The sequence below is a fragment of the Pseudomonas sp. 1912-s genome, from assembly GCF_029269205.1.
Taxonomy (GTDB): Bacteria; Pseudomonadota; Gammaproteobacteria; order Pseudomonadales; family Pseudomonadaceae; genus Aquipseudomonas.
Genome location: NZ_JARIXR010000036.1, coordinates 20,875 through 44,141 on the forward strand (window position 1 = coordinate 20,875; position 23,267 = coordinate 44,141).

A 23,267-nucleotide genomic window follows, 5' to 3' on the forward strand; every position below is an offset into this window, starting at 1 on the left:
ATTAGCGATTGAGGTTCTATTTTATGGATTCTATTGGAGAACGAATTTCACCACTGAAGCGCCTGGCGGGATCAACTGCCGCTGTCAGTGCGGCGGCTGCTGACTTCAGCCGGCACATCATCCCCGGCCATACGCTTGCGGAACAACGCAGTCCGTGCCAGCAGCAACGTAGTCACCGGCACCGTGATCGACAGCAGAATCGGAATCAACCAACCGTGCAGCACCGGCCCGGATTTGAGCGCCGAGAAGTAGACAATCGACGCCAGCGCCACACACCAGGCGCCTAGCGTCGAGGCCAGTGCCGGCGGGTGCATGCGCTGGAAGAAGTCCTTCATCCGCAACAACCCGATCGCCCCGATCAGCGCAAACACGCTGCTCGTCACCAGCAAAACCGCGACGATCACTTCAACCCACAGCGGCAACACATCGACATTGATCATTCGATCACCTCACCGCGCAGCAGGAATTTCGCCAGGGCAAACGACCCCACAAAACCAAACAGCGCGATCAGCAGCGCCGCTTCAAAATACGTGTCACTGGCATACCGGATGCCCAGCACCAGCATCATCAGCATGGCCAGGATGTACAGGTAATCCAGCGCCAGAACCCGGTCCTGGGCCGAGGGGCCTTTGAACAGGCGAACCAGCGTCAGCACCATGGCCAGGGAAAACAGGAACAGGCTGAACAGGATCGCATTGGAGAGCAGGGCGCTCATTCGAAGATCTCCATCAGGGGCCGTTCGTAGGCGTGTTTGAAGTGCTCGATAAACTGCGCTTCGTCATCCAGGTCGAACACGTGGATCAGCAGGATGCTGCGGTCCAGGGCCAGTTCCGACCACACGGTGCCGGGCGTCACGCTGGTGATCATCGACAGTACGGCCAGGCCGTTGGCGTCTCGCAGGTCCAGGGGGACCTTGATAAAGCGCGAACGCGGTGGCCGCGAGCCGCAGACCAGGATGCCCCACGCTACGGCGAAGTTGGAGACGATCACGTCGCGGCCCACCAGGAAGAACAGGCGGATCATCACGCCCGGCCGGCGGATGCGGATCGGCAGCGGGCGCAGCGGCGCCATCATCAGTGGCGCGGCAACGCCGAGGATCGCCCCCAGCAGCAGGTTGCCGGGGCTCACGGACAGGTTCAGCACCAGCCACAACAACCACAGCGCCAATGACAGCCACGGGGCAGGGAACAGGCGTTTCATGGCTGCACCTCCACGACGGCGGCCTTGGCTTCAGGGCTCGGCACCGGGCGTGTTGCCATGACCGCCATCACGTAGTGTTCCGGGTTGTTCAGGCTTTCGGCGGCGGCCTGGGTGTAGCGCATCAGCGGCTCGGCCTTGAACGTCAGGGCGATGCTCAGGCCCAGCAGGAAGAAGATCGGCACGCATTCGAAGCGGCGCAGCAGTGGCGACGGACGCTCTTCCGGGGTCCAGAAGCGCTGGATGCCGAGGCGGGCGAAGGCGATCAGCGAGGCCAGACCGGAGAAGATCAACAGCGCCACCAAACCCCAGGCGGCCGGGCGGACGGGCTCGTCGATGGCATTGCCCAGGCCCATCGGGTTGATCAAGGCGCTGAGCAGGCTGAGCTTGCCGATAAACCCCGACAGCGGCGGCATGCCGATGATCAGCAGGGCGCAGGCAATGAAACTCAGGCCGAGAAAGGCGACGGTCCAGGGAATCACCTGGCCGACCACGGCTTTTTGTTCGTCGTCGAGGTTGGTGCCGGGCGGTGGATGCAGGGATTCCATGGCCTTGGGCAGGGCTTCGATTTCATCGTCCAGCGGCACGTCGTTGGCCGAGCGTGAACGCTCGATCAATTCGGCCAGCAGGAACAGCGCGCTCAACGCCAGGGTGGAGCTGACCAGGTAAAACAGCGCGCCGGCGGTCAGGCTTGGCTGGGCAAAACCCACCGCCGACAGCAGGATCCCGGCGGACACCAGGATGCTCAGGCTGGCCATGCGTTCCAGGCGTTGCGCGGCGATCATCGCCAGCGCCGCGCAAACGATGGTGGCCATGCCGCCGTAGATCAGCCAGTCGCCACCGAACAGCGCGGAGGCACCGGCCTGGCCGGAGAACAGCAACGTCCACAGGCGCAGCACGGTGTACACGCCAACCTTGGTCATGATCGCGAACATCGCCGCCACCGGCGCACTGGCCGAGGAGTAGGCGGGCGCGAGCCAGAAGTTCAGCGGCCACATGCCGGCCTTGGCCAGGAACGCAACGGCGAGGATCGCCGCACCGGCGTGCAGCAAGCCACGATCGGCTTCCGGCACCAGGGGGATTTTCAGCGCCAGGTCGGCAAAGTTCAGGGTGCCGGTGACGCCGTAGATCAACGCCGCGCCAATCAGGAACAAGGTCGAGGCCAGCAGGTTGATCGCGATGTAATGCAGCCCCGACGACACCCGCGCCCGGCCGGAACCGTGGAGCATCAGGCCGTAGGACGCCGCCAGCAGCACCTCGAAAAACACGAACAGGTTGAACAGATCAGCCGTGAGGAAGGCGCCATACAGGCCCATCAACTGAATCTGGAACAGCGCATGGAAGCTGGTGCCGGCGCGGTCCCAGCGGGCCATGGCGAACAGCAGGGCGCTGACGCCGATGATCCCGGTGAGCACCAGCATCATGGCCGACAGTTGGTCCACCACCAGCACGATGCCGAACGGCACTTGCCAGTTGCCCGGCAGGTACACGCCGATGGAGCCGGGGCCGCCTTTCTGGGTCCAGTACAGCAACAGCACGGCGATGCCCAGGCCCACCATGCTGGAGAACAGGTTGATCCGCGCCTTGAGCGGGCGGTGTTTCTCGCCGAGCATCAGCATCAGCGCGGCGGTCAGCAATGGCAGCAGGATCGGCGCGATGATCAGTTGATTCATCCAGCTCATTCCTTGGGCTCCCGGCCGTCCACATGGTCAGTGCCGGTCAGGCCCCGGGACGCCAGCAGCACCACCAGGAACAGCGCGGTCATGGCGAAGCTGATCACGATCGCCGTCAGCACCAGCGCCTGGGGCAGCGGGTCGGTGTAGTTGAGCAGGTCCTGCGGCACGCCGTCCTTGATGATCGGCTCCTTGCCGATAAACAGGCTGCCCATGCTGAAGATGAACAGGTTGACCCCGTAGGAGAGCAGGCACAGGCCCATCACCACCTGGAACGTCCGTGGTCGCAGGATCAGCCAGACGCCGGAGGCTGCCAGCACCCCAATGGCAATTGCGATGACTTCTTCCATCAGGCGGCTCCTCCTTGGCTGGCAACGGCTTTGGCCTGGTTGCTGGGTTTATGGGCGCGCACCGATTGGTGGCCCAGGGCGGTGAGCATCAGCAGGGTCGAGCCGACCACCATGGCGTACACGCCGACGTCGAAGAACAACGCGCTGGCGACGTGGATATCCCCCAGCACCGGCAGGCTGAAGTGCCAGGTGTGGGTGGTCAGGAACGGGTAGCCCGCGAGCAGGGCGCCCAGCCCGGTCAGCGTTGCGGACAGCAAGCCAAAGCCCATCCAGCGCATCGGCCGCAGGCTCATTTGCGCCTCGACCCACTGGGTGCCGGCGACCATGTATTGCAGGATGAACGCCACCGACATCACCAGCCCGGCGACAAAACCGCCGCCCGGTTGGTTGTGGCCGCGCATGAACAGGTAGAACGAGACGACCAGGGCAATCGGCAACAGCAGGCGCACCAGCACGGCCGGGACCATCATGAAGCCCAGGGCGGTGTCGCTGGCCTGGCGCGGGTTGACCAGGTCGGTGGCCACGTCGGGTGCCAGCTGGCGCTGTTGCGCGGGCAATTCCATGCTCTCTTTGGAAGGGCGGAAGCGGCGCAGCAGCGCGTAGACGGTCAGCGCCACTGCGCCGAGCACGGTGATTTCCCCCAGGGTGTCGAAGCCCCGGAAGTCCACCAGCATCACGTTCACCACATTGCTGCCACCGCCTTCGGGCAGGGCGCGGCTGAGGTAGAACGAGGAGATATCGTTGGGCGTCTGGCGCGTCAGCATCGCGTAGGAGAGCAGCGCCATGCCGCCGCCGACCACGGTGGACAGGAGCAAGTCCCGCAGGCGGCGGATGCGTGCCTTGCGCAGCGAACTGGGGAGTGGCGAGACTTCTTCGATCCGCCGTGGCAGCCAGCGCAGGCCCAGCAGGATCAGCACGGTGGTGACCACTTCGACCACCAGTTGGGTCAGCGCCAGGTCCGGCGCGGAGAACCAGACGAAGGTCACGCAGGTCATCAGGCCGCACACGCTGACCATGGTCAGGGCTGCCAGCCGGTGGTACTTGGCTTGCCACGCGGCGCCCAGGGCACAGGCGATTGCCAGCAGCCACAGGGTGACGAACACGATGGAACCCGGGATTTTCGGCCGGTCACCCCAACTGATGCCGCTGTGCAGCATCGGGATCAACCCGGCGATCACCGCTGCCAGCACCAGTAGGAACAGCTGGGTTTGCAGGCGCTTGGTGCTGATGCGTTTTTCGATCTTGCGCACCCCGCGCATCATCACCACCAGGCAGCGCTCGAAGCCGCGCTTGCCGTTGAAGTAGCTGATGATCGGCGGGTATTTGAAACGGCCCAGCTTGAGTTGCTTGCGCAGCAGCAGGTAGAGCACCACGCCGCCGGACATGGCCACCAGGCTCATGATCATCGGGGCGTTCCAGCCGTGCCAGATGGCGAGGCTGTATTCCGGCAGTTCGCCGCCGACCACCGGCAGGGCGGCTGCAGCGAGGATCGAACCGACCACCTGGGCCGGGAAAATCCCCACCAGCAGGCAGGTAAACACCAGCAATTCCACCGGCGCGCGCATCCAGCGCGGCGGCTCGTGCGGGGTGTGGGGCAGGTTGGTGGCCTTGGGGCCGAAGAACACATCCACGGTAAAGCGCAGGGCATAGGCCACGCTGAAGGTGCCGGCGATGGTGGCGATCACCGGCAGGGCGATTTCCACCCAGGCGGTGGCCGAGATGAATACGGTTTCGGCGAAGAACATTTCCTTGGACAGGAAACCGTTGAGCAGCGGCACGCCCGCCATGGACGCACTCGCGACCATCGCCAGGGTGGCGGTAAACGGAATCAGCTTGAACAGGCCGCTGAGCTTGCGGATGTCACGGGTGCCGCTTTCGTGGTCGATGATCCCTGCCGCCATGAACAGCGACGCCTTGAAGGTGGCGTGGTTGAGAATATGAAACACCGCGGCGACGGCGGCCAGCGGGCTGTTGAGGCCCAGCAGCAGGGTGATCAGCCCGAGGTGGCTGATGGTCGAGTAGGCCAGCAGGCCCTTGAGATCGTTCTGGAACATGGCGCAATAAGCGCCGAGCAGCAGGGTAATGGCGCCGGCACCGCCGACAATCCAGAACCACTCTTCGCTGCCGGACAGCGACGGCCACAGGCGGGCCAGCAGGAACACGCCGGCCTTCACCATCGTCGCCGAGTGCAGGTAGGCCGACACCGGTGTCGGTGCAGCCATGGCGTGGGGCAGCCAGAAGTGGAAGGGGAATTGCGCGCTTTTGCTCAGGGCGCCGATCAGTACCAGCGCGAGCATGATGGGGTAGAGCGAGTGGGCACGGATCTGGTCACCGGCAGCCAGGACCTGGTCCAGGTCGTAGCTGCCGACGATATGCCCGAGCAGCATCACCCCCGCCAGCAGGCACAAACCGCCTGCGCCGGTGACCATCAGCGCCATATAGGCGCCACGCCGGGCATCGGCGCGGTGGTGCCAATAGCCGATCAACAGGAAGGAGAACAGGCTGGTGAGTTCCCAGAAAAACACGATCTGGATCAGGTTGCCGGAGATCACCAGGCCGAGCATGGCGCCCATGAAGGCCAGGAAAAACGCGAAGAAGCGCGGCACCGGGTCTTCTGGCGACATGTAATAACGGGCGTACAGCGACACCAGGGTCCCGATGCCCAGCACCAGCATCGAGAACAACCAGGCAAAACCGTCCATGCGCAGCACGAAGTTCAGCCCGAGGCTGGGCAACCACATGAATTCTTCGCGAATCACGCCACCGTGGGCGATCTGGGGGTAGAGCAGGGCGACTTGAACCGTCCCGACCAGGGCCACAAGGCCGGCCAACAGGGACTCTGTGTTACGTGCGTTGTGCGGCAGCAAGGCCGCCAGACAGCTGCCGATAAAAGGCAGAAGCAGTAGAACTATCAGGGACATAGGCTTCTAATCTGCGGGAGTTTGGGATGCATCATACGTGCCGGATTCTTGATCACCAAACGGCAAGATGTGGCAGGATCCTACAAGGTAGGCTGAAAAAGGCTGTTTGGCATTGTTTCAGATGTCCCAAGCACAGACCTTAACCCTGACGCTCCTGTTCCATCTCTTCTGCCAACTCGACAGCCTTCTGCCCCCGCGTCTTCATCTCGCTGACAATCACCGCGGCCACAATCAACGCCGCCCCCACCATGGCAATCGGCGGGAAGCGCTCGCCGGCAATCCGCCCGACCACACCGGCCCACACCGGCTCACCGGCATAAATCAGGGTAGCCCGCGTCGGCGAGACGCTTTTCTGCGCCCAGTTCATTGCCACCTGAATCACCGCGCTGGTCAGCCCCAGGCCCACCGCGCTGAACAACAGCAACCAGGAAAACCCCGGCAGCGCCTCGCCCATCGGCACCACCATCAGGAACGACAGCACCGACGCCGTGGCCAGTTGCACCACCGTCACCCGGCGCACATCCACCTGCCCGGCAAAAGCGCTGATCATGATGATCTCGGCGGCAATCGCCACTGCACCGATCAACGTGGCGATTTCACCGGGACTGAAGTTCAGCGAGGCGCCCGCCGGGCCGGTCAACAGCATCAACCCGGTAAACGCCAGCATGATGCCGATGGTGGGCATCAACCCCGGCCGCCGTCCCAGCACCAGCCATTGCAGCAGCGGCACGAAGGGCACATACAACGCGGTAATAAACGCCGACTGGCTGCTCAGGATCGTCTGCAAGCCAATGGTCTGCAACCCGTAGCCGAACATGATCGCCACGCCGATAAAGCACCCGGCCTTCAGCTCAAACAGGGTCAGGCCCCGCAGGCTACGCAGGGAGAACGCCCCGACGATAAGCGCCGCCGCCGCAAACCGCAGGCCGACAAAAAACATCGGGCCGCTCACCGCCATGGCGTGCTGCACCAACAAAAAGGTGCCGCCCCAAATCATGGTGATCACCACCAATACACATTCGGCTCTGCTGAAACGGGAAAACAACGAGGAGGTGGTCATGGCGGCTCGGTCTTGCACAGGAGGGGCGCGGACCGCACAATGCGCCGCAAGCTGGGCAGTATACTGCGCAACCCCACCCTGTGAGCAATATAGTGCACAAAGAAAATCCGCAACGGGCTTCGGTCCTGCAACACGTCAGCCAGAACGTCCGGCGCCTGCGCCATGCGGCAGAGTTGAGCCAGACGACCCTGTCCGAAAAGTCCGGCGTCAGCCGGCGCATGCTGGTGGCGATCGAGGCGGGGGAGAAAAATGTCAGCCTGTCGACCCTCGACCGGGTGGCCGAAGCCCTGGACGTAGCCTTCAGCGACCTGATCCAGGCCCCGGATGCTCCCGATCACAGCCGCATCAACGAACTGGCCTGGGCCGGTGAAATCCTCGGCAGCAAGGCCGTGCTGCTGGCCAAGGCCACCGCTCGCCGCGAGGTTGAACTGTGGGAGATGCGCCTGGAGCCGGGTGATCGGTATATGCCCGAACCGGACCCCGAGGGCTGGAGCGTGCAGTTGTTTGTGTTCGAAGGTGTGCTGACGCTGGTGCTGGATGGCGAGGAAAAACATGTCGCCACCGGTGAGTTCCTGATGTTCGCCAGCCGCCAGCTTCACGCCTATCGCAATGATGGTGACGTGGCAGTGCGCTTTGTGCGCAACGTGGTGATCTAACTGTTGGCAGCGCAACAGTGGTTGGACACTTTGCTGTTTTGAACCGCCCGCTATACCGCTGAATTGCCGGCAACCTGCTGATTTTATTGGTCATTGGATTCAGGCACGACTCCTGCAATTACTCCAGTATCTCTCTGGAGCCTGGAGTCGGCCCATGTCAGCCCAACCCCAACACCCTGCCCACATCATCCGCTCGGACGCCGAGGCCATCGCCGTTGCCACCGAGTTGGCCAAGCGTTTTGCCGTGGAAGCGGGCGTACGCGATCGCGAGCGGCGCCTGCCGTTGGCCGAGCTGGACGAATTCTCCGCCAGTGGCCTGTGGGGCATCACCATTCCCAAGGCCTACGGCGGCGCCGGGGTTTCCTATGTGACGGTGGCCGAGGTGATCAAGCTGATCTCTGCCGCCGACCCGTCCCTGGGGCAAATCCCGCAGAACCACCTGGGTGTGGTGGACATCCTCCTGCAAACCGCCAGCGAGGAACAAAAGCAGCATTACTTCGCCAAGGTCTTGCAGGGCTACCGTTTTGGCAACGCCTTCTCCGAAGCCAAGAGCAAAAACGCCGGCACGTTTGACACCCAGGTGCGCTTCGACGGCGACAGCGCGTACATCAACGGCGAGAAGTTCTACTGCACCGGCGCGCTGTTCGCCCATATCGTGCCGGCGGTGGGGGTCAACGAAAATGACCAGGCGTTCATCGCCTTTGTCGAACGGGATGCTCCCGGCCTGCAAGTGATCGACAGCTGGGACGGCTTCGGCCAACGCACCACCGCCAGCGGCGGCGTGACCCTCGACGGCGTGAAGGTGCCGTTGAGTGCGGTGGTCCCTGCCCACCAGGCCTTCGACCAGCCCACTGCCAACGGCCCCATTTCGCAAATCATCCAGGCGGCCGTCGACACCGGCATCGCCCTTGGCGCCCTGGAACAAGCCAAGATCTTTGCACGCCAGGCCCGGCCCTGGATCGACAGCCAGCAGGATCACGGCTGGCAAGACCCGTTCACCATCGCCGCCATCGGCGATCTGGAATGGCGGGTCCACGGCACCGAAGCGATCCTCGCCAAGGCAGGCGTTGCCGTCGACCAGGCCCTGGCCAACCCCAATGAAGACACGGTGGCCAACGCCTCCCTGGTCGTCGCTCAAGCCAAAGTGCTGTCGACGGAAACCGCGTTGCTTGCCAGCAGCAAACTCTTCGAGTTGGCCGGCACCCGCTCGGTGTCCGGCAAGCACAACCTTGACCGCTTCTGGCGCAATGCGCGCACCCACACCCTGCACGACCCGGCCCGCTGGAAATACCACCTGATCGGCAACTTTGTGCTCAACGGCGTCAAGCCTGCACGCCATGCCTGGAACTGAGGAGCTTTATCCATGACCGCACTGAATCAGGCGCGCCAACTGCTGGAAAGCACCCGGCGCTTTGTCGAGAAAAGTGATGACCCCTACGTGATCAGCCGCTTCGGTGATTTGCAGATTCGCGTGGACGTCGCGGCCGCTCTGTTTGAGCGTGCCGAAACCCACCCGAGCCCGGTGGCCCTCACCGAAGCGCAGATCGCGGCTGCCGAAGCCCTCATCGCCGCGAGCAATGCCGAATTCGAACTCACCGGCCAACGCACCGCATTGCCACCGACCCTCGATGACCCGTTGCGCTGGAAATACCAGATTGTCGGCAACTACCACCTCAACGGAGTGCTTTGATGTCCCGTGAAATCCGCTTGAATGCCTTCGACATGAACTGCGTTGGCCACCAATCCCCCGGTTTGTGGGCTCACCCGCGAGACCGCTCGTGGCAGTACAAGGACCTGGAATACTGGACCGACCTGGCGAAAATCCTTGAGCGTGGCAAGTTCGACGGCCTGTTCATCGCCGACGTGCTGGGCATCTACGACGTCTATAACGGCAACGGCGATGCGGCGATTCGCCAGGCGGCCCAGGTGCCGGTCAACGACCCGTTGTCGCTGATCGCACCCATGGCACTCGTCACCGAGCATTTGGGTTTTGGCCTGACGGCTTCGCTGTCCTTTGAACACCCGTATCCGTTCGCCCGGCGCCTTTCCACCCTCGACCACCTGACCAAGGGCCGCGTGGGCTGGAACATCGTCACCTCGTACCTGGAAAGCGGCGCGAAGAACCTCGGCCAGAAAGCCCAGACCGAACACGATGCGCGCTACGACTACGCCGAGGAGTACCTGGAGGTCTGCTACAAACTCTGGGAAGGCAGTTGGGAGGAAGGCGCGGTTCTGCGCGACCGCGAGCGACGGATTTTCAGTGACCCAAGCAAGATCCACGAGATCCGCCACGTCGGTAAACACTTCCAGGTGCCTGGCATTCACCTCTGCGAGCCTTCGCCACAACGCACGCCCGTGCTGTACCAGGCGGGTGCCTCCAGCCGGGGCAAACAGTTCGCCGCCGAGCAGGCCGAGTGCGTATTCGTGGCCGCGCCGTCGAAAGTGCTGCTGAAGAAAACCGTCGCCGATATCCGCCGGCGTGCGGCAGAAGCCGGCCGTGATCCGAAGAAAATCCTGATCTTCAACTTGCAGACGGTGATCGTTGGCGAAACCGACGCCAAGGCCAAGGCCAAGTTCGAGGAGTACAAATCCTACGTCAGCTACGAAGGCGCGATGGCCCTGATCTCCGGCTGGACCGGTATCGACTTCAGTCAGTTCAAGCCCGATGAGCCCCTCAAGCATGTGCACACCAACGCCATTCAATCGGCGGTGGAAGCGTTCTCCACGGCCGACCCGAACAAGGTCTGGACCCCCAACGAACTGGCGGACTGGGTCGGCATCGGCGGCTTCGGCCCGTTGTTCGTCGGCGGCCCGGAAACCGTGGCCGACCTGTTGCAGGAGTGGGTGGAAGAGACCGATGTGGATGGTTTCAACCTCGCCTATGCGCTGACCCACGAGACCTTTATCGACGCGGTCGACTGGCTGGTGCCGGAGCTGCAGAAGCGCGGGGTGTACAAGACTGAATATGCCCAGGGCACGCTGAGGGAGAAATTGTTCGGCGAAGGCGCACGTTTGCCGGACAACCACCCGGGTGCCAGCTATCGCGACCTTAAAGCCACAGCGATCTGACGGGAGAAACCACATCAATGTGGGAGCTGGCTTGCCAGCTCCCACAGGTGATCTTCATCAAGCCAACGACTTCGGCCAGCGGACCACCGCATGCTTGTTTCACCAATAGGAGCATTACCTATGAGCGTGCATGAACTTGAGCTTCCGCTGGAGTTGGAATGGCCCGCTGAACGGGTCACGGTGTTGCCCAGGGCGTTGGTGCAGTTGCACCACTGGGCGCAGGTAACGCCGTTGCACAGTGCCCTGCGCCACAAGCGTGACGGCCAGTGGTATTCCTGGCGCTGGATTGATGCACTGCGCGATGTCGAGCGTCAGGCCGATGGTTTGCGTCAGCAGGGCTTTACCGACGATTCGCGGCTGGCCCTCAGCGGGGCTTTCGAGCCTCATTTATTGCTGCTGGCCCTGGCCGCCCAGGTCATCGGTGGCCAAATCCTGACCTTGGCTGACGACCTGGAGCCTGCCGCCTTGCAGCAACAGCTGTGGCGCATTCGGCCTACCCACGCTTATATCCAGGGGGTGCAGCCGGTGGGCGTTGTGCAACGGGTCGACCCCGTGGACACATCACAACGGCTCTGCCGCTGGTGGCAGCCTTCCGGCAAGACCGAACTGTGGAGCGAGGAGAGCACCCACGGGCAAGGCGGCTTGGCGGCGGTGCTGGCGCAATGGCTGAACAGCGGCCAGAGCCTGGGGTTCCCGCAGTCGGGCTGAGCTATGCAGGCCGGGCTATGCGGGCCAAGCTAGGCGCCCCGGGTCGATGTGCTGGATACTGCACGGGGCGATTTTTACCACAACCATTCAGGCAGACAGTAAGGGCGCAATTTCATGAGTGAAACCGAACGCGGACAGGCGACGAGCGCCATTCGCAACGCTGATGTGCTGATTGTCGGCGGCGGCCTGAGCGGGACGATGCTGGCGGTGCAGTTGCTGCGCCTGCCGGGCAAGCGGCAGATCCTGGTGATCGAACCGCGCCAGGAACTGGGGCGCGGCGAGGCCTACAGCGCGGTGGAACTGGGCCACACCTTGAACGGCAACGCCGCACGCATGAGCGTCGACCCGGACAACGCCGATGACCTGACCCAGTGGCTCACCGCCTACATCGCCGACGGCGGCTGGCCGGAGTCAGACCAGCAACACGTGCCCATCAGCGAACTGTTTCCGCCCCGCGGGATTTTTGGCTTGTACGCGCAACAACGGCTGGCTGAAGCCAAGGCGCGGTCCGCCTCGACCGTCGAGCATGTCCGCGCCGAGGTGACAGACCTTGAGGTGGACGAACACGCCACGTTGCTGACCTTGAGTGACGGCCAGCAACTGCGCGGTGCCGTTGCGGTATTGGCCACCGGCATGTTCCCGGCGGCCCGCACGCCCCAGACCGAATCCAGCGGCTTGAACGCGGCCGCGGTCGACCCGTGGGACGTGCAGGCCATGACCCAACTGGACCCGCAATCCACCGTGTTGATCATCGGTTCCGGGCTGACCATGGTGGACGCCGTGGTGTCCCTGGAACAGGCCGGTCATCGTGGGCCCATCGAGATTTTTTCGCGTCACGGCCTGTTGCCCCATGTGCGCCGGCAGCCGCCGGCCTGGGTCGACTTCCTGGGCGAAGACCACCACCTGCGCAGCCCTCGGCAATTGCTGCGGGAAGTGCGGCGCCAATGCCGGCTTGCGCTGGACCAGGGGATCGACTGGCAAGCCCCGCTGGACACCGTGCGTGCCCACATCGGGCGTTTGTGGAGCCAGGCCAGCGAGGGCGAGAAACGCCAGTTCGTGCGGCATGTTCGGCCCTGGTGGGAAAGCCATCACCACCGCTCGCCGCCCTTGAGTGCCGAGTTGGTGGCGCGGCTGCATGGGGAGGGGCGGTTGCGGATTCAGGCGGCATCGTACAAGGGGCTGGTGCCTTCAGACGGTGATGTCACGATTCGCCTGCGTCGTCGTGGTGAACAGGACGTGGTGCAGGTATCGGGGGCGGCGCTGATCAACTCCAGCGGGATTGAATACGACTGGCGGCGCGTGGCCCGGCCGTTGCCCCGGCAGTTGCTCAAACGCGGGTTGATCCAGCCCGGGCCGTTGGCGCTGGGGATTGCGGCGGATGTGTCGGGGGCGGTGCTGGATGCCCACGGGCAGGTCAGCCAGCGGCTGTTTGCCATGGGCCCGCCGTTGCGGGGGATGTGGTGGGAAAGTACCGCGGTCACGGACGTGGCGATTCAGGCCAAGGCGCTGGCCGCCAGGTTGGCGCACCTCTAAATCTAATGTGGGAGCTGGCTTGCCTGCGATAGCGGTGGGTCAGCTCCATCTTTATCAACTGATAGGTTGCGATCGCAGGCAAGCCAGCTCCTACAGGTGGGGGGTCATGGCCCGACCTTCACAAACCCCGGCTTCAACCCGAACACTTCAACCCCCTGCGCCGTCGACTGCCCGGTCGTCACCGTGACCCGCTCCACCGGTTTATCCATCGCTGCCCGATATTCCACCGTCATGACCCCGTCCCCGCGACTGATCGCCTGGGCCGGCACCACAATCGCCTGGTCATTGTTGTAGGTCACAATGGTCAACCGCGCACTCATCCCCAGCCGCACCCGTTGCAGCTGTTGCGGGGTCAGCTTGGGGATCGACAGGGTGACCGGAAACTGCGCGCTGCCCTGGCTGTCGCTGGCAATCGCCAAGCCACTGACCACACTGACCGAACCCGTCAGCCGCTCGCCGTCAAACCCGTCACCCAGCACCTCCACCGCCTGCCCTTGGTGCAACTGGTTGATGTCCAGCTCCGACACCCTGGTGACGATTTTCAGCTTCTCGATATTCGCCAGCCCAAACAGCACCTGGCCCTGGCTGACCTTGCTCCCGGCCTGGACCGGCGCGTTGTTGTTGCCGCCGCCCGGGCCTGACGAATTACTGCCCGGCGCCGGCACCACGATGCCGGAGAACGGTGCCTTGACCTCCTTGCCATCGAGCAGGGTGTGCAGGGCGTCATATTTCACCGTGGCATTGGTCAGCTCCATATCGGCGATCTGCCGGTATTCGCCTTTGCCTTGTTCGATCGCCTGTTGCAGTTCGCCGCGGGCGGCCACCAGGTCGAGTTGTTGCTGGGCGGTCTGCTGTTTCAGGTCGTCGAGTTCGTTGCGGGGGATGATGCCGCGCTTGAACAGGTTTTCACTTTCGGTGAGTTTGCGCTGGGTGTTGCTGGCGGTCATTTCGGCGGTGCGCAGGCTGCGACGGGCACGGCCGACTTGTTGGCCGCTGTCCCAGTCCTGCATTTCCTGAACGGTGCGCCGGGCCTTGAGCTGCGCGGAGAGGGCTTCGCGCAGTTGCACTTCGAGGGTGGCCGGGTCCATGCGCAGCAGCACCTGGCCGGCCTCGACCCGCTGGCCCTGTTCCACCAGGTTGGCCTGCACATTGCCGTCGAAGGGCGCCGTGAGGGTGATGGTGGTGTCGGGCTCGATCTTGCCCACCAGGCCGATCTGGTGCACCAGTGGGTCGACTTTTACCTCCAGCCATTGCTCGGCATTGCCGGGCTGATTGGCGGCCGGGCTTTGATGGCTGAGCAGCGTGATGCCGACACCGGCCACCAGCACAATCAACACGGCACCCAGCAGGCGCTTTTTATTAGTAGTCATTGAGGGCGATTTCCCAACTTTCCAGCGTCATGCCCAGGGTCAGGTCGAACTGAGTCTGGGCGTTCAAATAGGCAATCAACGCATTGAGCCGTGAGTTCTCGGCGTTGCGCAGGTCGTTTTCGAAACTCAATACCTGGAAGTTGGTGGAGCGCCCGGCGCTGAGTTTTTCCCGTTCGATTTCGATTTTGCGCCTGGACAGCTCCACCGCCCGCTGCGAGATTTCATACTGACGCCAACGGGTGCCCAGGTCGCGTACCACATCGTTGACGTCGCGCTCCAGTTGCTGGCGGGCGTCGGCAATGATGATTTCCTGGTTTTCCACGTCGACCCGCGCATGCACCTCGGCCTGGCGGGTGCTGATATCGCCGATGGGAATCTGCACCTGCACGCCGGCGTAGCTGTCCCAGCGCCGGTTGCTGTTGTAGCCGTTATCGTCGTTGGTGGCGGCCCGGATCTGGTTCGCGCCGGCCACCAGGTCCACCTGCCAGCGCCCGGAGTCCTTGGCGATCACAAGGTTGAGGTCGGCCTGCTGGCTGCCGAGCAGGGTGGCGAGGTATCCCGGTTGCTGGTTCTGCGCGAGGACGAAAGCCTGGTGCTTGTCGATGTCCATGCGCTTGGCTTCAAGGGCCTCGGTGGCGCGGATCGGCGTCGACAGGTCGAGGGCCAGCAGGCGCAGCAGGGCCAGGCGGCTGGTGTCCAGTTGGTTCTGGGCTTCTTCGACTCCCAGTTGCTGGGTGGCGATATCGGCTTCAGTCTGCACAATCTCGAATTCGGCCATGCGCCCGGCACTGATCAGCGCCTTGTTCACTTCCAGCAAGGTGTCGGAGCGCTTGAGCGCGTCCTGCACGATGCTCAACTGTTCCTGGGCCCGCAGCAACTCGCGGTAGGTGGTGATGATGTTGCTGATGGTCTGCGCCACATTGGCCTTGAGGTTCAGGCGGTTGGCCTGTTCCGACAGGCGTGACAGGCGCAGCGGGGCGGTGGTGGCGTCCCAGCCGGCACCGCGCATCAGGGGCTGGATCACCGACAGGTCGAGCCCGTCGCTGCGGAAGCGTCCGGCGCGGTCGGCGTTGTTCAGTTGCTGGGTCCAGTTCATGCTCAGCCGCGTGCCGTACTCGCCGAGCAAGGTGGCGTTGGGGGCCAGGTTGGCGTTGCGGGCGCTGTCGTCGGTGCCTTTGGTCGCGCGGTAATAGCTGTTCAGGGTCAGCTTGGGGTTGAAGGTGTCTTCGGCCACCCGCAGGTCGAATTTCTGCGCCACCCGTTGCAGGTACGCGCTGCGAATCGCCGGGTTGTTGCGCAGGCCCAGGTACACCGCGTCACCCAGGGTCAGGGTGGTGGACTGGGCATTCAGCGACACGCTGCGTTCATAACCACTGCGAGTGGTGCTGGGCGCCGAGGGGCGAATCACCACATCGGCGGCCATGCTGTGCAGGCTCACCAGGGCCAGCGATAACAGCAGCCGTTTATTCATCGCGCAGGGCCTCCACCGGCTGCAGCCGTGAGGCCGACACTGCCGGATAGATCCCGAAAAACAGCCCCACCAGCAACGTGCTGCCCACCCCGAGGGGCAGTGCGGCGACCGCCAGGGAAAACTGCCAGCCGGACAGCCAGGCATACAGATAGGCGGCGGTCATGCCCAGCACCGCGCCGCATAAGGCACCGACAGCGGTCAGGGTGACGGCCTCCAGCAGGAACAGGTTGCGAATGTCCCGCTGGCGCGCACCGAGGGCCATGCGAATCCCGATTTCCCGGCGCCGCTCCGAGACGTTCATCAGCATCACGTTCATCACGCCGACGCCGCCGCCCACCAGGGAAATCGCGCCCAGGGCCAGCAGCAGGTAAGCGAAGGTGCGGCTCTGCCGGGTCATGCCATCGATCATTTGCTGGGGCACCTGAATGTCGACATTGTGGTCGGTGATCTGGTTTTGCAGCGCCGCCGCGGCGTCCCGGGCGACACGGTCCATGTCCTGGCCGGGAGTGGCGCGGATAATCACATTGCCGATTTGCGGGCTGAAGTAGATCCGGCGCATGCCCGGGGCGGGGACGAACAGCGATTCGTTGGCCTGTACGGGGATCAGCATTGCCCGGGGCTGGTTGTGAAGAATGCCCACCACCAGGTAGAGGTAATCGTTGATGCGCACCCGGTCGCCCAGTTGCAGCGGGTCGCCGGGGGCACTCAAGGCCTGGACCACCTGTTCGCCGACGACCGCGTAGGTTTCGCCCGCATCGAAGTTCGACAGGAAACGCCCGTCGCGCACCGACAGGCGCATGGCGTCCTTGAGGTCTGGCGTACTGCCGACGAAGCTCGCATTGAAGGTGCGGCCATGGAACACCACCGGACCGCTGAACATCGAAATCGCGCCAATATGGGCGATGCCGGGCACGCTGCGGCGCACCGCTTCCAGGTCCAGGCTGGCAGGCATGGGGGCAATGCTGGTGCCCTTGGGCGGGAACTGCACCACCAGGGTGTCGGTGCCCATGTCCTTGAATATCATCGCCGCGTCTTCGGCGGCGTTGTGCCCGATATTGATCAGCGCCACCACCGAAGAGCTGCCGATGACGATGCCCAAAAGGGCCAGGATCGAGCGCTTGCCCAGGGTGCGCAGGCTGACAAACGCCTCGTGCAGCAATTGGCTCAGGCTTTGTTCGACCCGCAGGCTCATAGGCGGCCGGCCTCTTGCACCACACCATTGCGCACCAGGATCTTGCGGTTCAGGCGCTCGGCAATGTGCGGGTCGTGGGTGACGATAATCAGCGTCACCTGCTGCTCGCGATTGAGCGCCAGCAGCAGGTCCATGATCTCCTGGGCGGTGCTGCTGTCGAGGTTGCCGGTGGGCTCGTCGGCGAGGATCACCGAGGGGTTGCCCACCAGCGCGCGGGCGATGGCAACCCGTTGGCGCTGGCCGCCGGACAGGTCGGCCGGGCGATGGTGGGCGCGTTCGGCCAGGCCCACCTGGTCGAGCATGCGCAGGGCCTGTTCCACCGAGGCATGCCGCGACACACCACGGTAGCTCAGGGGCAGGGCGACGTTGTCCAGGGCACTGAGGCGCGGCAGCAGGTTGAAGCTTTGAAAGACGAAACCGATTTGTTGATTGCGGATCGCCGCCAGTTGATCGGGGCTGGCGCTGAAGACGTCATGGCCGGCAAACCGGTAGTGGCCGCAGTCGGGCAGGTCGAGCAGGCCGAGAATATTGAGCAGGGTACTTTTGCCGGAACCGGACGCGCCGAGAATGCCGCAGCTGTCACCGGTTTCGATGGCCAGGCATACATCATTGAGAATCGACAGGTGCTGACCGGCCAGCTGATAGCTTTTGCCGATGCCTTGCAGGGAGATAAAGCCTGGGTGCGCGGGGGTATCTGTCATCATGACTACGCCTGCAGTCTCGACAGTACCGTGCTTCCCCTGAAAATCCTTGTAACAAGTTCAGGAGCTGCCTGGCACACGTCACGGACTGGTTTTATTTCTTGTTTTTAAAATATTGTTTGAATACTAACCGCGATCCAGCCGTTCCGCCAGCCATGGATATAGAGCGGTTTTACCCTTTGAAACGATTCTTTAAAGGGGCGTTTCAGGCGCGGGAAAAATCCATCAGCTACCCTCAACGAGCCCGTCGCTGCTGGCTTTGAATAGTATGGCGCAGTGTCACTACTTGCTTTCGGGCAGCGGCCCCGGTATAAAAAATCAAATTAATTTTTAAAACAATATTTCCGCAGTGGAACCCCAACCCCTATGGTCGCGAAGAAACTCAGCGCTCCAAACGTTACCAAGACCCGATTGCTGGATGCGACAGAGGCTCTTTTCATCAAATACGGCTATGACGCCGTTTTGTTGCGGCAGATAACCGAGAGGGCTCAGGTCAATCTCGCTGCGGTGAATTATCACTTCGGGGACAAGGATTCCCTGATGAAAACCCTGCTGATGCAGCGCCTGGAGCCGCTCAACGAGCAGCGCCTGGAATTGCTCGCCAGGTGCGAAGCCGAATCCGACGGCCCGCTGGACTGCGACACCTTGCTCGGCGTGCTGTTCGCCCCGGCCATGGGCCTGGAGCGCAGCGACCCGGCGAGTGGGGAAGGGCGTTCATTCATCCGTTTCCTGGGTCGGGTCTACAGCGACACCTCGCCGTTTATCCAGGAATACCTCAAGGTGCATTATCAGCCGGTCTTCCAGCGTTTCTTTGAAGCGTTCGCCCTGGCGCTGCCGGACTTGCCACGCAACGAATTGGGGGTGCGCCTGCAATTTGCTCTCAAGGCGATTTCCGGGGTGATGGCCGGCACCGAGCTGCGCTTGCTGATGAACTCCATGAGCCTGGGACGCCCGGCCACTGATGCCGAGGTGATGGCCAAGCTGATTACCCTGGTGTCTGCGGCGATTCGCGTGCCACAGCAAAGCCCGGAAGCCGAAACGGCGCTGGCGCGGGTGCTGGATACGCAACGTGCTATCCGCGAGCAGGCCGCGTCGCCTGTCAACAAGGTGGCTCGCTGAACCCTTCAAGACCGGCTTGCAATGAGCCGGTCTGCCTCTGCACCCTCTATACAAACAACCTTGCGAACACTCAAATCCCGGGCAAAAAAAACCCGCTGGGGCGGCGGGTTTTTAAGTGCAACGTTTGTAACGGATGAGGCTTTACCCTACGTCTCCGGATGTGAATAAAACGTGAAAAATATGTAAGAAAAAGTGTGAATGTGCGGGGTTTGTATTGACTGCGCTTTCTCTGAAATAGCTCATCGACTTCCGCCATTCGTCGCCACTGTCAATTCTGACAGGTAGACGCTAGGAAGGGCCGGGTGTTTGATTTCTTCAGTCGCGTGTTCTGTCTGCACGCTGTTTAATCTGGAGAACAACCATGTCGACCAAGCCTGCCGCTCCCAGACCTACTCCCGTCACCAAGCAACCTGCCACGCCCAAGCCATCTCCTACTCGGCCGGGTGTGATGATCATGGACGATTTGGATCCTCCCTATACGTCTCCACAGCAGGCAACACCGGTAGAAGGCGCGGATTACGGACTTGGGGTTCGCCATTTTCCTGCTTTGGGAACGACTGGCGAGAAATTTATCACCTTCGGGTTTGAGCGTTGGACCGGGCTCCGTGAGGGGGACGAGTATCGGGTATCGATGGGTGGCGTCACGCCCTCTCCGAACGTCGTCCAGGCGGGCGAGGTGACCGCCCAACGATTTTTCTTCGATTTTCCTTACGCCAGCTTGAACGTGGACCCGGCCATAGGCTTTGCGTTCATTCCAGACGTATACGGTGAGGTTGTGAGGGTCGGCTCGGGCACTCCCAGCAATTCGCCACCCCAGACCGTACTGGTCAAGGAAACCCACCCCGGCGGAGAGGACGACCGGCCCTTCGAGACCTGGCACTCCAAGCTTGAACTGATCCTTTCGGACACGGTGATTGGTGCCGGGCAAAGCCTTACTGCAACCATCAAGGCCTGGGAGCACATGCGTGAGAACGACGCGCCGATGCTCTATTTTGGACGCTTGCGTTTTGAGGTGCCCCTGGTCACCGCTGCACAGATAGGTCAGGACCTGGTAGTGGTTATTGGCGCGGACTTTTTTGCAGCGCTTGGCAGCGGCCACCATGCTGCGGCGTTCTTTCTCTATGATGAGGTACTGAACAGCTCGGGTCCGGTACAGCCTTGGTGTAAGCCAGTGCCTCTAGAGGTGAACCTGAGCGTGACGCTGCTTGATGAGCCTTTCATCATTGAGGCAGACAATAGCCAGACAATACTGGATGCCGATGCATTGGGCAGAGAACCGGCACATGCCGAGGTGGAGATTCGGCGCGGCGGCCCGTTTCTGGTGGGCGATACCGTTTTGCTGACGGTGCAGGGTACGACGCCTGATGGTGTATTTGTCTATGAGTCGCTGTCGCTGGACGTGACCCGGGTTCCTGAATTTCTCGAATTTCCCATCCGCAACGAGCTGGTCAGATCCCTTTTGCTGAGCTCTATGACGGTCTCTTACGTGAGACAAAGGGCAGGGCTCGACGATGCGCCCTCCAGAAGGGTGGCGGTCGCCGTTGTCGGTCGTCGTTACGATTTGCCCAGGCCCAACGTCAGGGAGGCCCACGGTCCCTTCATTGAGCCGGACCTGCCACGCATTACCGTGGAGATGCCCGATTACCAGCCACCCGGCACCACGGGGGATAACCTGGAGGTTGTCCTCCAGGGCTTACGTGTGGATAACAGCTCCGAGCGGGTGTCCTCCTCGCGGCTGGCCGGCAACCCGCCACGCACCCGTGATTTCCCGACGGCCGACTACATGCGCCTGGAAGGGTTGAGAGACGCCAACGTGCACTACATTGTCACCGGGCTGATCAGCCCCGGGGTAGTGGGGACCCGTGAGTCGGAGCGCCGGTGGGTGCAAGTCGGCCGTCCGCCTCGGGATCTGCCTGCACCGGTGATCTGGGAGGCGCTTGATGGCAACGTCGACCCCAGTACGCTCGGCAGTGTCGGTACCCTTGAGTTGCGTGCGCCATTCAGACAAGGCGATATCGTTATCATCCGCTACACCGGCTCGTCCAGTGGTGTTGTGCAGGAGGAATATACGTTGTTCCTGGATGCCAACCCGTTGTATTTGGATATACCTAGGCAGCTGTTCCTCGACAATATCGACGGCACCCTCACCGTCAGTTACCTGATTGATCGTTTCGGGGTTTATCGGTATTCCGAAGAGCTGGTGGTGACCGTCGGCACCGCGTTGGGTGAGTTGTTTCTGCCCGAGGTGTTGGAGGCAACCACTGGGCCTGATGAGCTTGATCCGCTGGTAGTCTGGCCGGGTGGTGCAACCGTGCGGGTGCGGTATGACGAAATTAAGCCCCGCGACGACATCGAGGTCAGATGGGAGGGGTTGCCCGGCGAAGGCTCCCACTACGAGGTCAAGGATAACCAGAGTGGGGATTACATCGACTTCACGATCCCTACCGATCCGATCGGCTACAACCTCCACCCCCATGGGCGGGATATCAGGGTGTCCTTTGTGGTGACTCGGAACGGCTTCTCTACCGACTCGCCTGTGCTGACGCTACATCTGCTTACCTTGCACGGTGTGCCGGGCGCGCAGATCGACAGCATTGGCGACGCCGCAGTGCTTCCGATACCCCTGCTTGACGACTTCGACGAAACCCGTGTACCTGCCTGGCCCTATGGAAGGGAAGGGCAGCGAATGTGGAAACGCTATCACGGTACCCGCAATACGGGGGTGCCTTATGAAAACGAGGTCTTCCGGGCACGGCCGGTCAGTGCCGCAGAGGCCCTCAACGGTGTCAGCAGCGAAACGCCCGTGCTGGCGTTGCGCAACCTGGAGGAGTGGACGGCATTGACGATCCCCTTCCTGGTCACGTTCAACCACAGTGGTGACGTCAACGACGCGGTACCGTTTGAGATCAGGCACCATGTCATCGAGGTGCAGGCCGCCACCTTCCCGTACCCGCAAATCAAGGATTCGGATCCTGCGGATGTGCAGGAGGTTTCCATCGACCCGGTGGTAGTGGAAAACAAGTGCCAGGTGCTGGTGAGTTACCCGAACATGAACCAGGGCGGCCCCGACAAGATCACTCTGCACTGGATCTATTCGCACGGGACCGTCGAGGATATCGGGACGCAGGACGGGCTGGACGGTGGCACGGTGACGTACAACATCAGCAACGATGTCCTCGCCGCCAGTGTCAACAGCACGATTCACCTGCAGTACTCGGTGGTCCTGGGCAGGGACGGTACCACTCGTGTTTCCGAGGAGCAGACGGTCAACGTGGGAACCATCCTGCCAGCCAATCTGGTCCGTGTACTGATCAATGGCGTGGCCAATGGCGGCAGCCTGAACCCTCCCGGGCTGACCGGCAATGCTGTCGCTACCAGCCCGAGATGGCGCCTGAGTCTGCCAGGGCAGCGATATTGGCTGAGACTCACCACCAACAGTCCCGGCGTTGAACCGCTGGTGGTCCGCACGAACGAACCGATCAACGCGCAGCAAGCAGCCAACGGTTTGGCGAACATTCAGATCAGTCGTGACTGGCTGTTGAGACAGCCCAACAATGCACGAATCAAGGTGCAATGGAGCGTGACGTTCAATCGCAGTGAAGATGAGTTTGATGCGGTGGAGTTCCCCACCACCGAATACACGATCAGCCTGACCAGCCCGCTGGTTTTCGACCAGAGCGGTGTCAGTCTGGCTGGGCGTGGGCGTACTGTCATTGCGCCGGGTTACCCAAACCTCTTGCCCACCTTTGGTGCCCATAACTCGTATCGACGGGTGCCGACAGGCGGTACACCACCCTACTTTTACACTTCCAGCAACACAGCAATTGCCGTCGTCGACTCCACTGGGCTTGCCACCGTGCGGAATAACGGAACGGTGACTATCACGGTGCGTGATTCGTCCGTACCTGCGCAGACACGCAGTTATACGATCCAGTTCACCGGTGTGGTACGGGTTTATGAATTGGGATCGGGCAACCCGGCTGAACTGCTCAACCGGGCAGCGAGTCGGGGCCAGCGCTTTGCTGATATTGGTGAGTTGCGGGAGGTCAATGCGGCTTACGGAAGTCGCTGGCCAACAGGCAATGGACAATATTGGTCCAGCACAGGTGCAGGAGGCAATATCATTACAGGTTTCTACGCTTATACAAAGAACATCGCCAACGGCAATGAGCAGACTGTCAAAGACTTCTGGGGTACACCTGCCCTCTATGGCTTAGGGATCGTCTACGGATAGCCTTTCCCGGCCC

The 23,267-nt window shown here is 62.4% G+C and carries 17 protein-coding genes and 2 pseudogenes; 8 read left to right on the forward strand and 11 right to left on the reverse strand.

Translation table 11 applies throughout. From position 1 onward, the window contains the following. Positions 1 to 71: 71 nt before the first annotated feature. The 7 genes from P3C29_RS28775 to P3C29_RS28805 all read right to left on the reverse strand — a co-directional run bounded on the left by P3C29_RS28775 (position 72) and on the right by P3C29_RS28805 (position 7,201). On the reverse strand, positions 72 to 440 hold the full coding sequence (locus P3C29_RS28775; RefSeq protein WP_010166994.1) for a Na+/H+ antiporter subunit G: 369 nt from the start codon (positions 438 to 440) through the stop codon (positions 72 to 74). Continuing rightward, positions 437 to 715, reverse strand: coding sequence for a K+/H+ antiporter subunit F (locus P3C29_RS28780; RefSeq protein WP_003211751.1), 279 nt, complete (start codon positions 713 to 715; stop codon positions 437 to 439). Before P3C29_RS28780 ends, P3C29_RS28775 begins: the two co-directional genes overlap by 4 nt. Beyond that, complete coding sequence (locus tag P3C29_RS28785; protein WP_010167000.1) at positions 712 to 1,200, reverse strand: Na+/H+ antiporter subunit E; 489 nt, start codon at positions 1,198 to 1,200, stop codon at positions 712 to 714. The genes P3C29_RS28780 and P3C29_RS28785 overlap by 4 nt, the downstream gene beginning before the upstream one ends. Then, positions 1,197 to 2,879, reverse strand: a complete 1,683-nt coding sequence (locus P3C29_RS28790; RefSeq protein ID WP_275966043.1) for a monovalent cation/H+ antiporter subunit D — start codon at positions 2,877 to 2,879, stop codon at positions 1,197 to 1,199. Before P3C29_RS28790 ends, P3C29_RS28785 begins: the two co-directional genes overlap by 4 nt. Then, positions 2,876 to 3,220: a Na+/H+ antiporter subunit C gene (locus P3C29_RS28795; protein ID WP_003192163.1), complete on the reverse strand. Its 345-nt coding sequence runs from the start codon at positions 3,218 to 3,220 to the stop codon at positions 2,876 to 2,878. Before P3C29_RS28795 ends, P3C29_RS28790 begins: the two co-directional genes overlap by 4 nt. Continuing rightward, a complete protein-coding gene (locus tag P3C29_RS28800; RefSeq protein WP_201124802.1) occupies positions 3,220 to 6,141 on the reverse strand; it encodes a monovalent cation/H+ antiporter subunit A in 2,922 nt (973 codons plus the stop codon). Before P3C29_RS28800 ends, P3C29_RS28795 begins: the two co-directional genes overlap by 1 nt. 139 nt (positions 6,142 to 6,280) lie before the next feature. Next, the gene (locus tag P3C29_RS28805) at positions 6,281 to 7,201 is read right to left on the reverse strand and encodes a DMT family transporter (RefSeq protein WP_201124801.1); all 921 of its coding nucleotides are present in this window, start codon (positions 7,199 to 7,201) and stop codon (positions 6,281 to 6,283) included. Positions 7,202 to 7,293: 92 nt separating this feature from the next. On the opposite strand from P3C29_RS28805, the gene P3C29_RS28810 reads away from it, so the two are divergent. The 6 genes and pseudogenes from P3C29_RS28810 (at position 7,294) to P3C29_RS28835 (ending at position 13,167) form a co-directional block, all read left to right on the forward strand. Further along, positions 7,294 to 7,857, forward strand: a complete 564-nt coding sequence (locus P3C29_RS28810) for an XRE family transcriptional regulator (RefSeq protein ID WP_201124800.1) — start codon at positions 7,294 to 7,296, stop codon at positions 7,855 to 7,857. A 154-nt stretch (positions 7,858 to 8,011) separates the two neighbouring features. Next, a complete protein-coding gene (locus tag P3C29_RS28815; protein WP_275966044.1) occupies positions 8,012 to 9,208 on the forward strand; it encodes an SfnB family sulfur acquisition oxidoreductase in 1,197 nt (398 codons plus the stop codon). A 12-nt stretch (positions 9,209 to 9,220) separates the two neighbouring features. Continuing rightward, the gene (locus P3C29_RS28820) at positions 9,221 to 9,547 is read left to right on the forward strand and encodes an acyl-CoA dehydrogenase (protein WP_169389123.1); all 327 of its coding nucleotides are present in this window, start codon (positions 9,221 to 9,223) and stop codon (positions 9,545 to 9,547) included. After that, a pseudogene (locus P3C29_RS28825) lies at positions 9,547 to 11,035 on the forward strand (LLM class flavin-dependent oxidoreductase). The gene P3C29_RS28820 and the pseudogene P3C29_RS28825 overlap by 1 nt, the downstream one beginning before the upstream one ends. 11 nt (positions 11,036 to 11,046) lie before the next feature. Continuing rightward, positions 11,047 to 11,628 (forward strand): annotated as a pseudogene (locus P3C29_RS28830) (AMP-binding protein); the annotation flags it as partial. Between the two features lie 120 nt (positions 11,629 to 11,748). Further along, on the forward strand, positions 11,749 to 13,167 hold the full coding sequence (locus tag P3C29_RS28835; protein ID WP_275966046.1) for an FAD/NAD(P)-binding protein: 1,419 nt from the start codon (positions 11,749 to 11,751) through the stop codon (positions 13,165 to 13,167). Positions 13,168 to 13,271: 104 nt separating this feature from the next. Here P3C29_RS28835 and P3C29_RS28840 read toward each other — a convergent pair whose 3' ends face one another. Genes P3C29_RS28840 through P3C29_RS28855 form a run of 4 tightly spaced genes read right to left on the reverse strand, consistent with a single transcriptional unit; the run spans position 13,272 to position 17,904 of the window. Beyond that, positions 13,272 to 14,537: an HlyD family efflux transporter periplasmic adaptor subunit gene (locus tag P3C29_RS28840; protein WP_201124797.1), complete on the reverse strand. Its 1,266-nt coding sequence runs from the start codon at positions 14,535 to 14,537 to the stop codon at positions 13,272 to 13,274. Beyond that, on the reverse strand, positions 14,527 to 16,008 hold the full coding sequence (locus tag P3C29_RS28845) for a TolC family protein (RefSeq protein WP_010167030.1): 1,482 nt from the start codon (positions 16,006 to 16,008) through the stop codon (positions 14,527 to 14,529). The genes P3C29_RS28840 and P3C29_RS28845 overlap by 11 nt, the downstream gene beginning before the upstream one ends. Continuing rightward, positions 16,001 to 17,200 carry an ABC transporter permease gene (locus P3C29_RS28850; RefSeq protein WP_275966047.1) on the reverse strand — a complete coding sequence of 400 codons (1,200 nt, stop codon included), beginning with the start codon at positions 17,198 to 17,200 and terminating at the stop codon, positions 16,001 to 16,003. The genes P3C29_RS28845 and P3C29_RS28850 overlap by 8 nt, the downstream gene beginning before the upstream one ends. Next, a complete protein-coding gene (locus P3C29_RS28855) occupies positions 17,197 to 17,904 on the reverse strand; it encodes an ABC transporter ATP-binding protein (RefSeq protein ID WP_029615767.1) in 708 nt (235 codons plus the stop codon). The genes P3C29_RS28850 and P3C29_RS28855 overlap by 4 nt, the downstream gene beginning before the upstream one ends. Before the next feature lie 363 nt (positions 17,905 to 18,267). Between P3C29_RS28855 and P3C29_RS28860 the strand changes: the two genes are divergently transcribed. Further along, positions 18,268 to 19,020 (forward strand): TetR/AcrR family transcriptional regulator, encoded by a 753-nt coding sequence (locus tag P3C29_RS28860; RefSeq protein ID WP_003211721.1) that lies wholly within the window; start codon positions 18,268 to 18,270, stop codon positions 19,018 to 19,020. Between the two features lie 361 nt (positions 19,021 to 19,381). Continuing rightward, positions 19,382 to 23,254, forward strand: a complete 3,873-nt coding sequence (locus P3C29_RS28865; RefSeq protein ID WP_275966048.1) for a hypothetical protein — start codon at positions 19,382 to 19,384, stop codon at positions 23,252 to 23,254. The last annotated feature ends 13 nt before the right edge of the window (positions 23,255 to 23,267 follow it).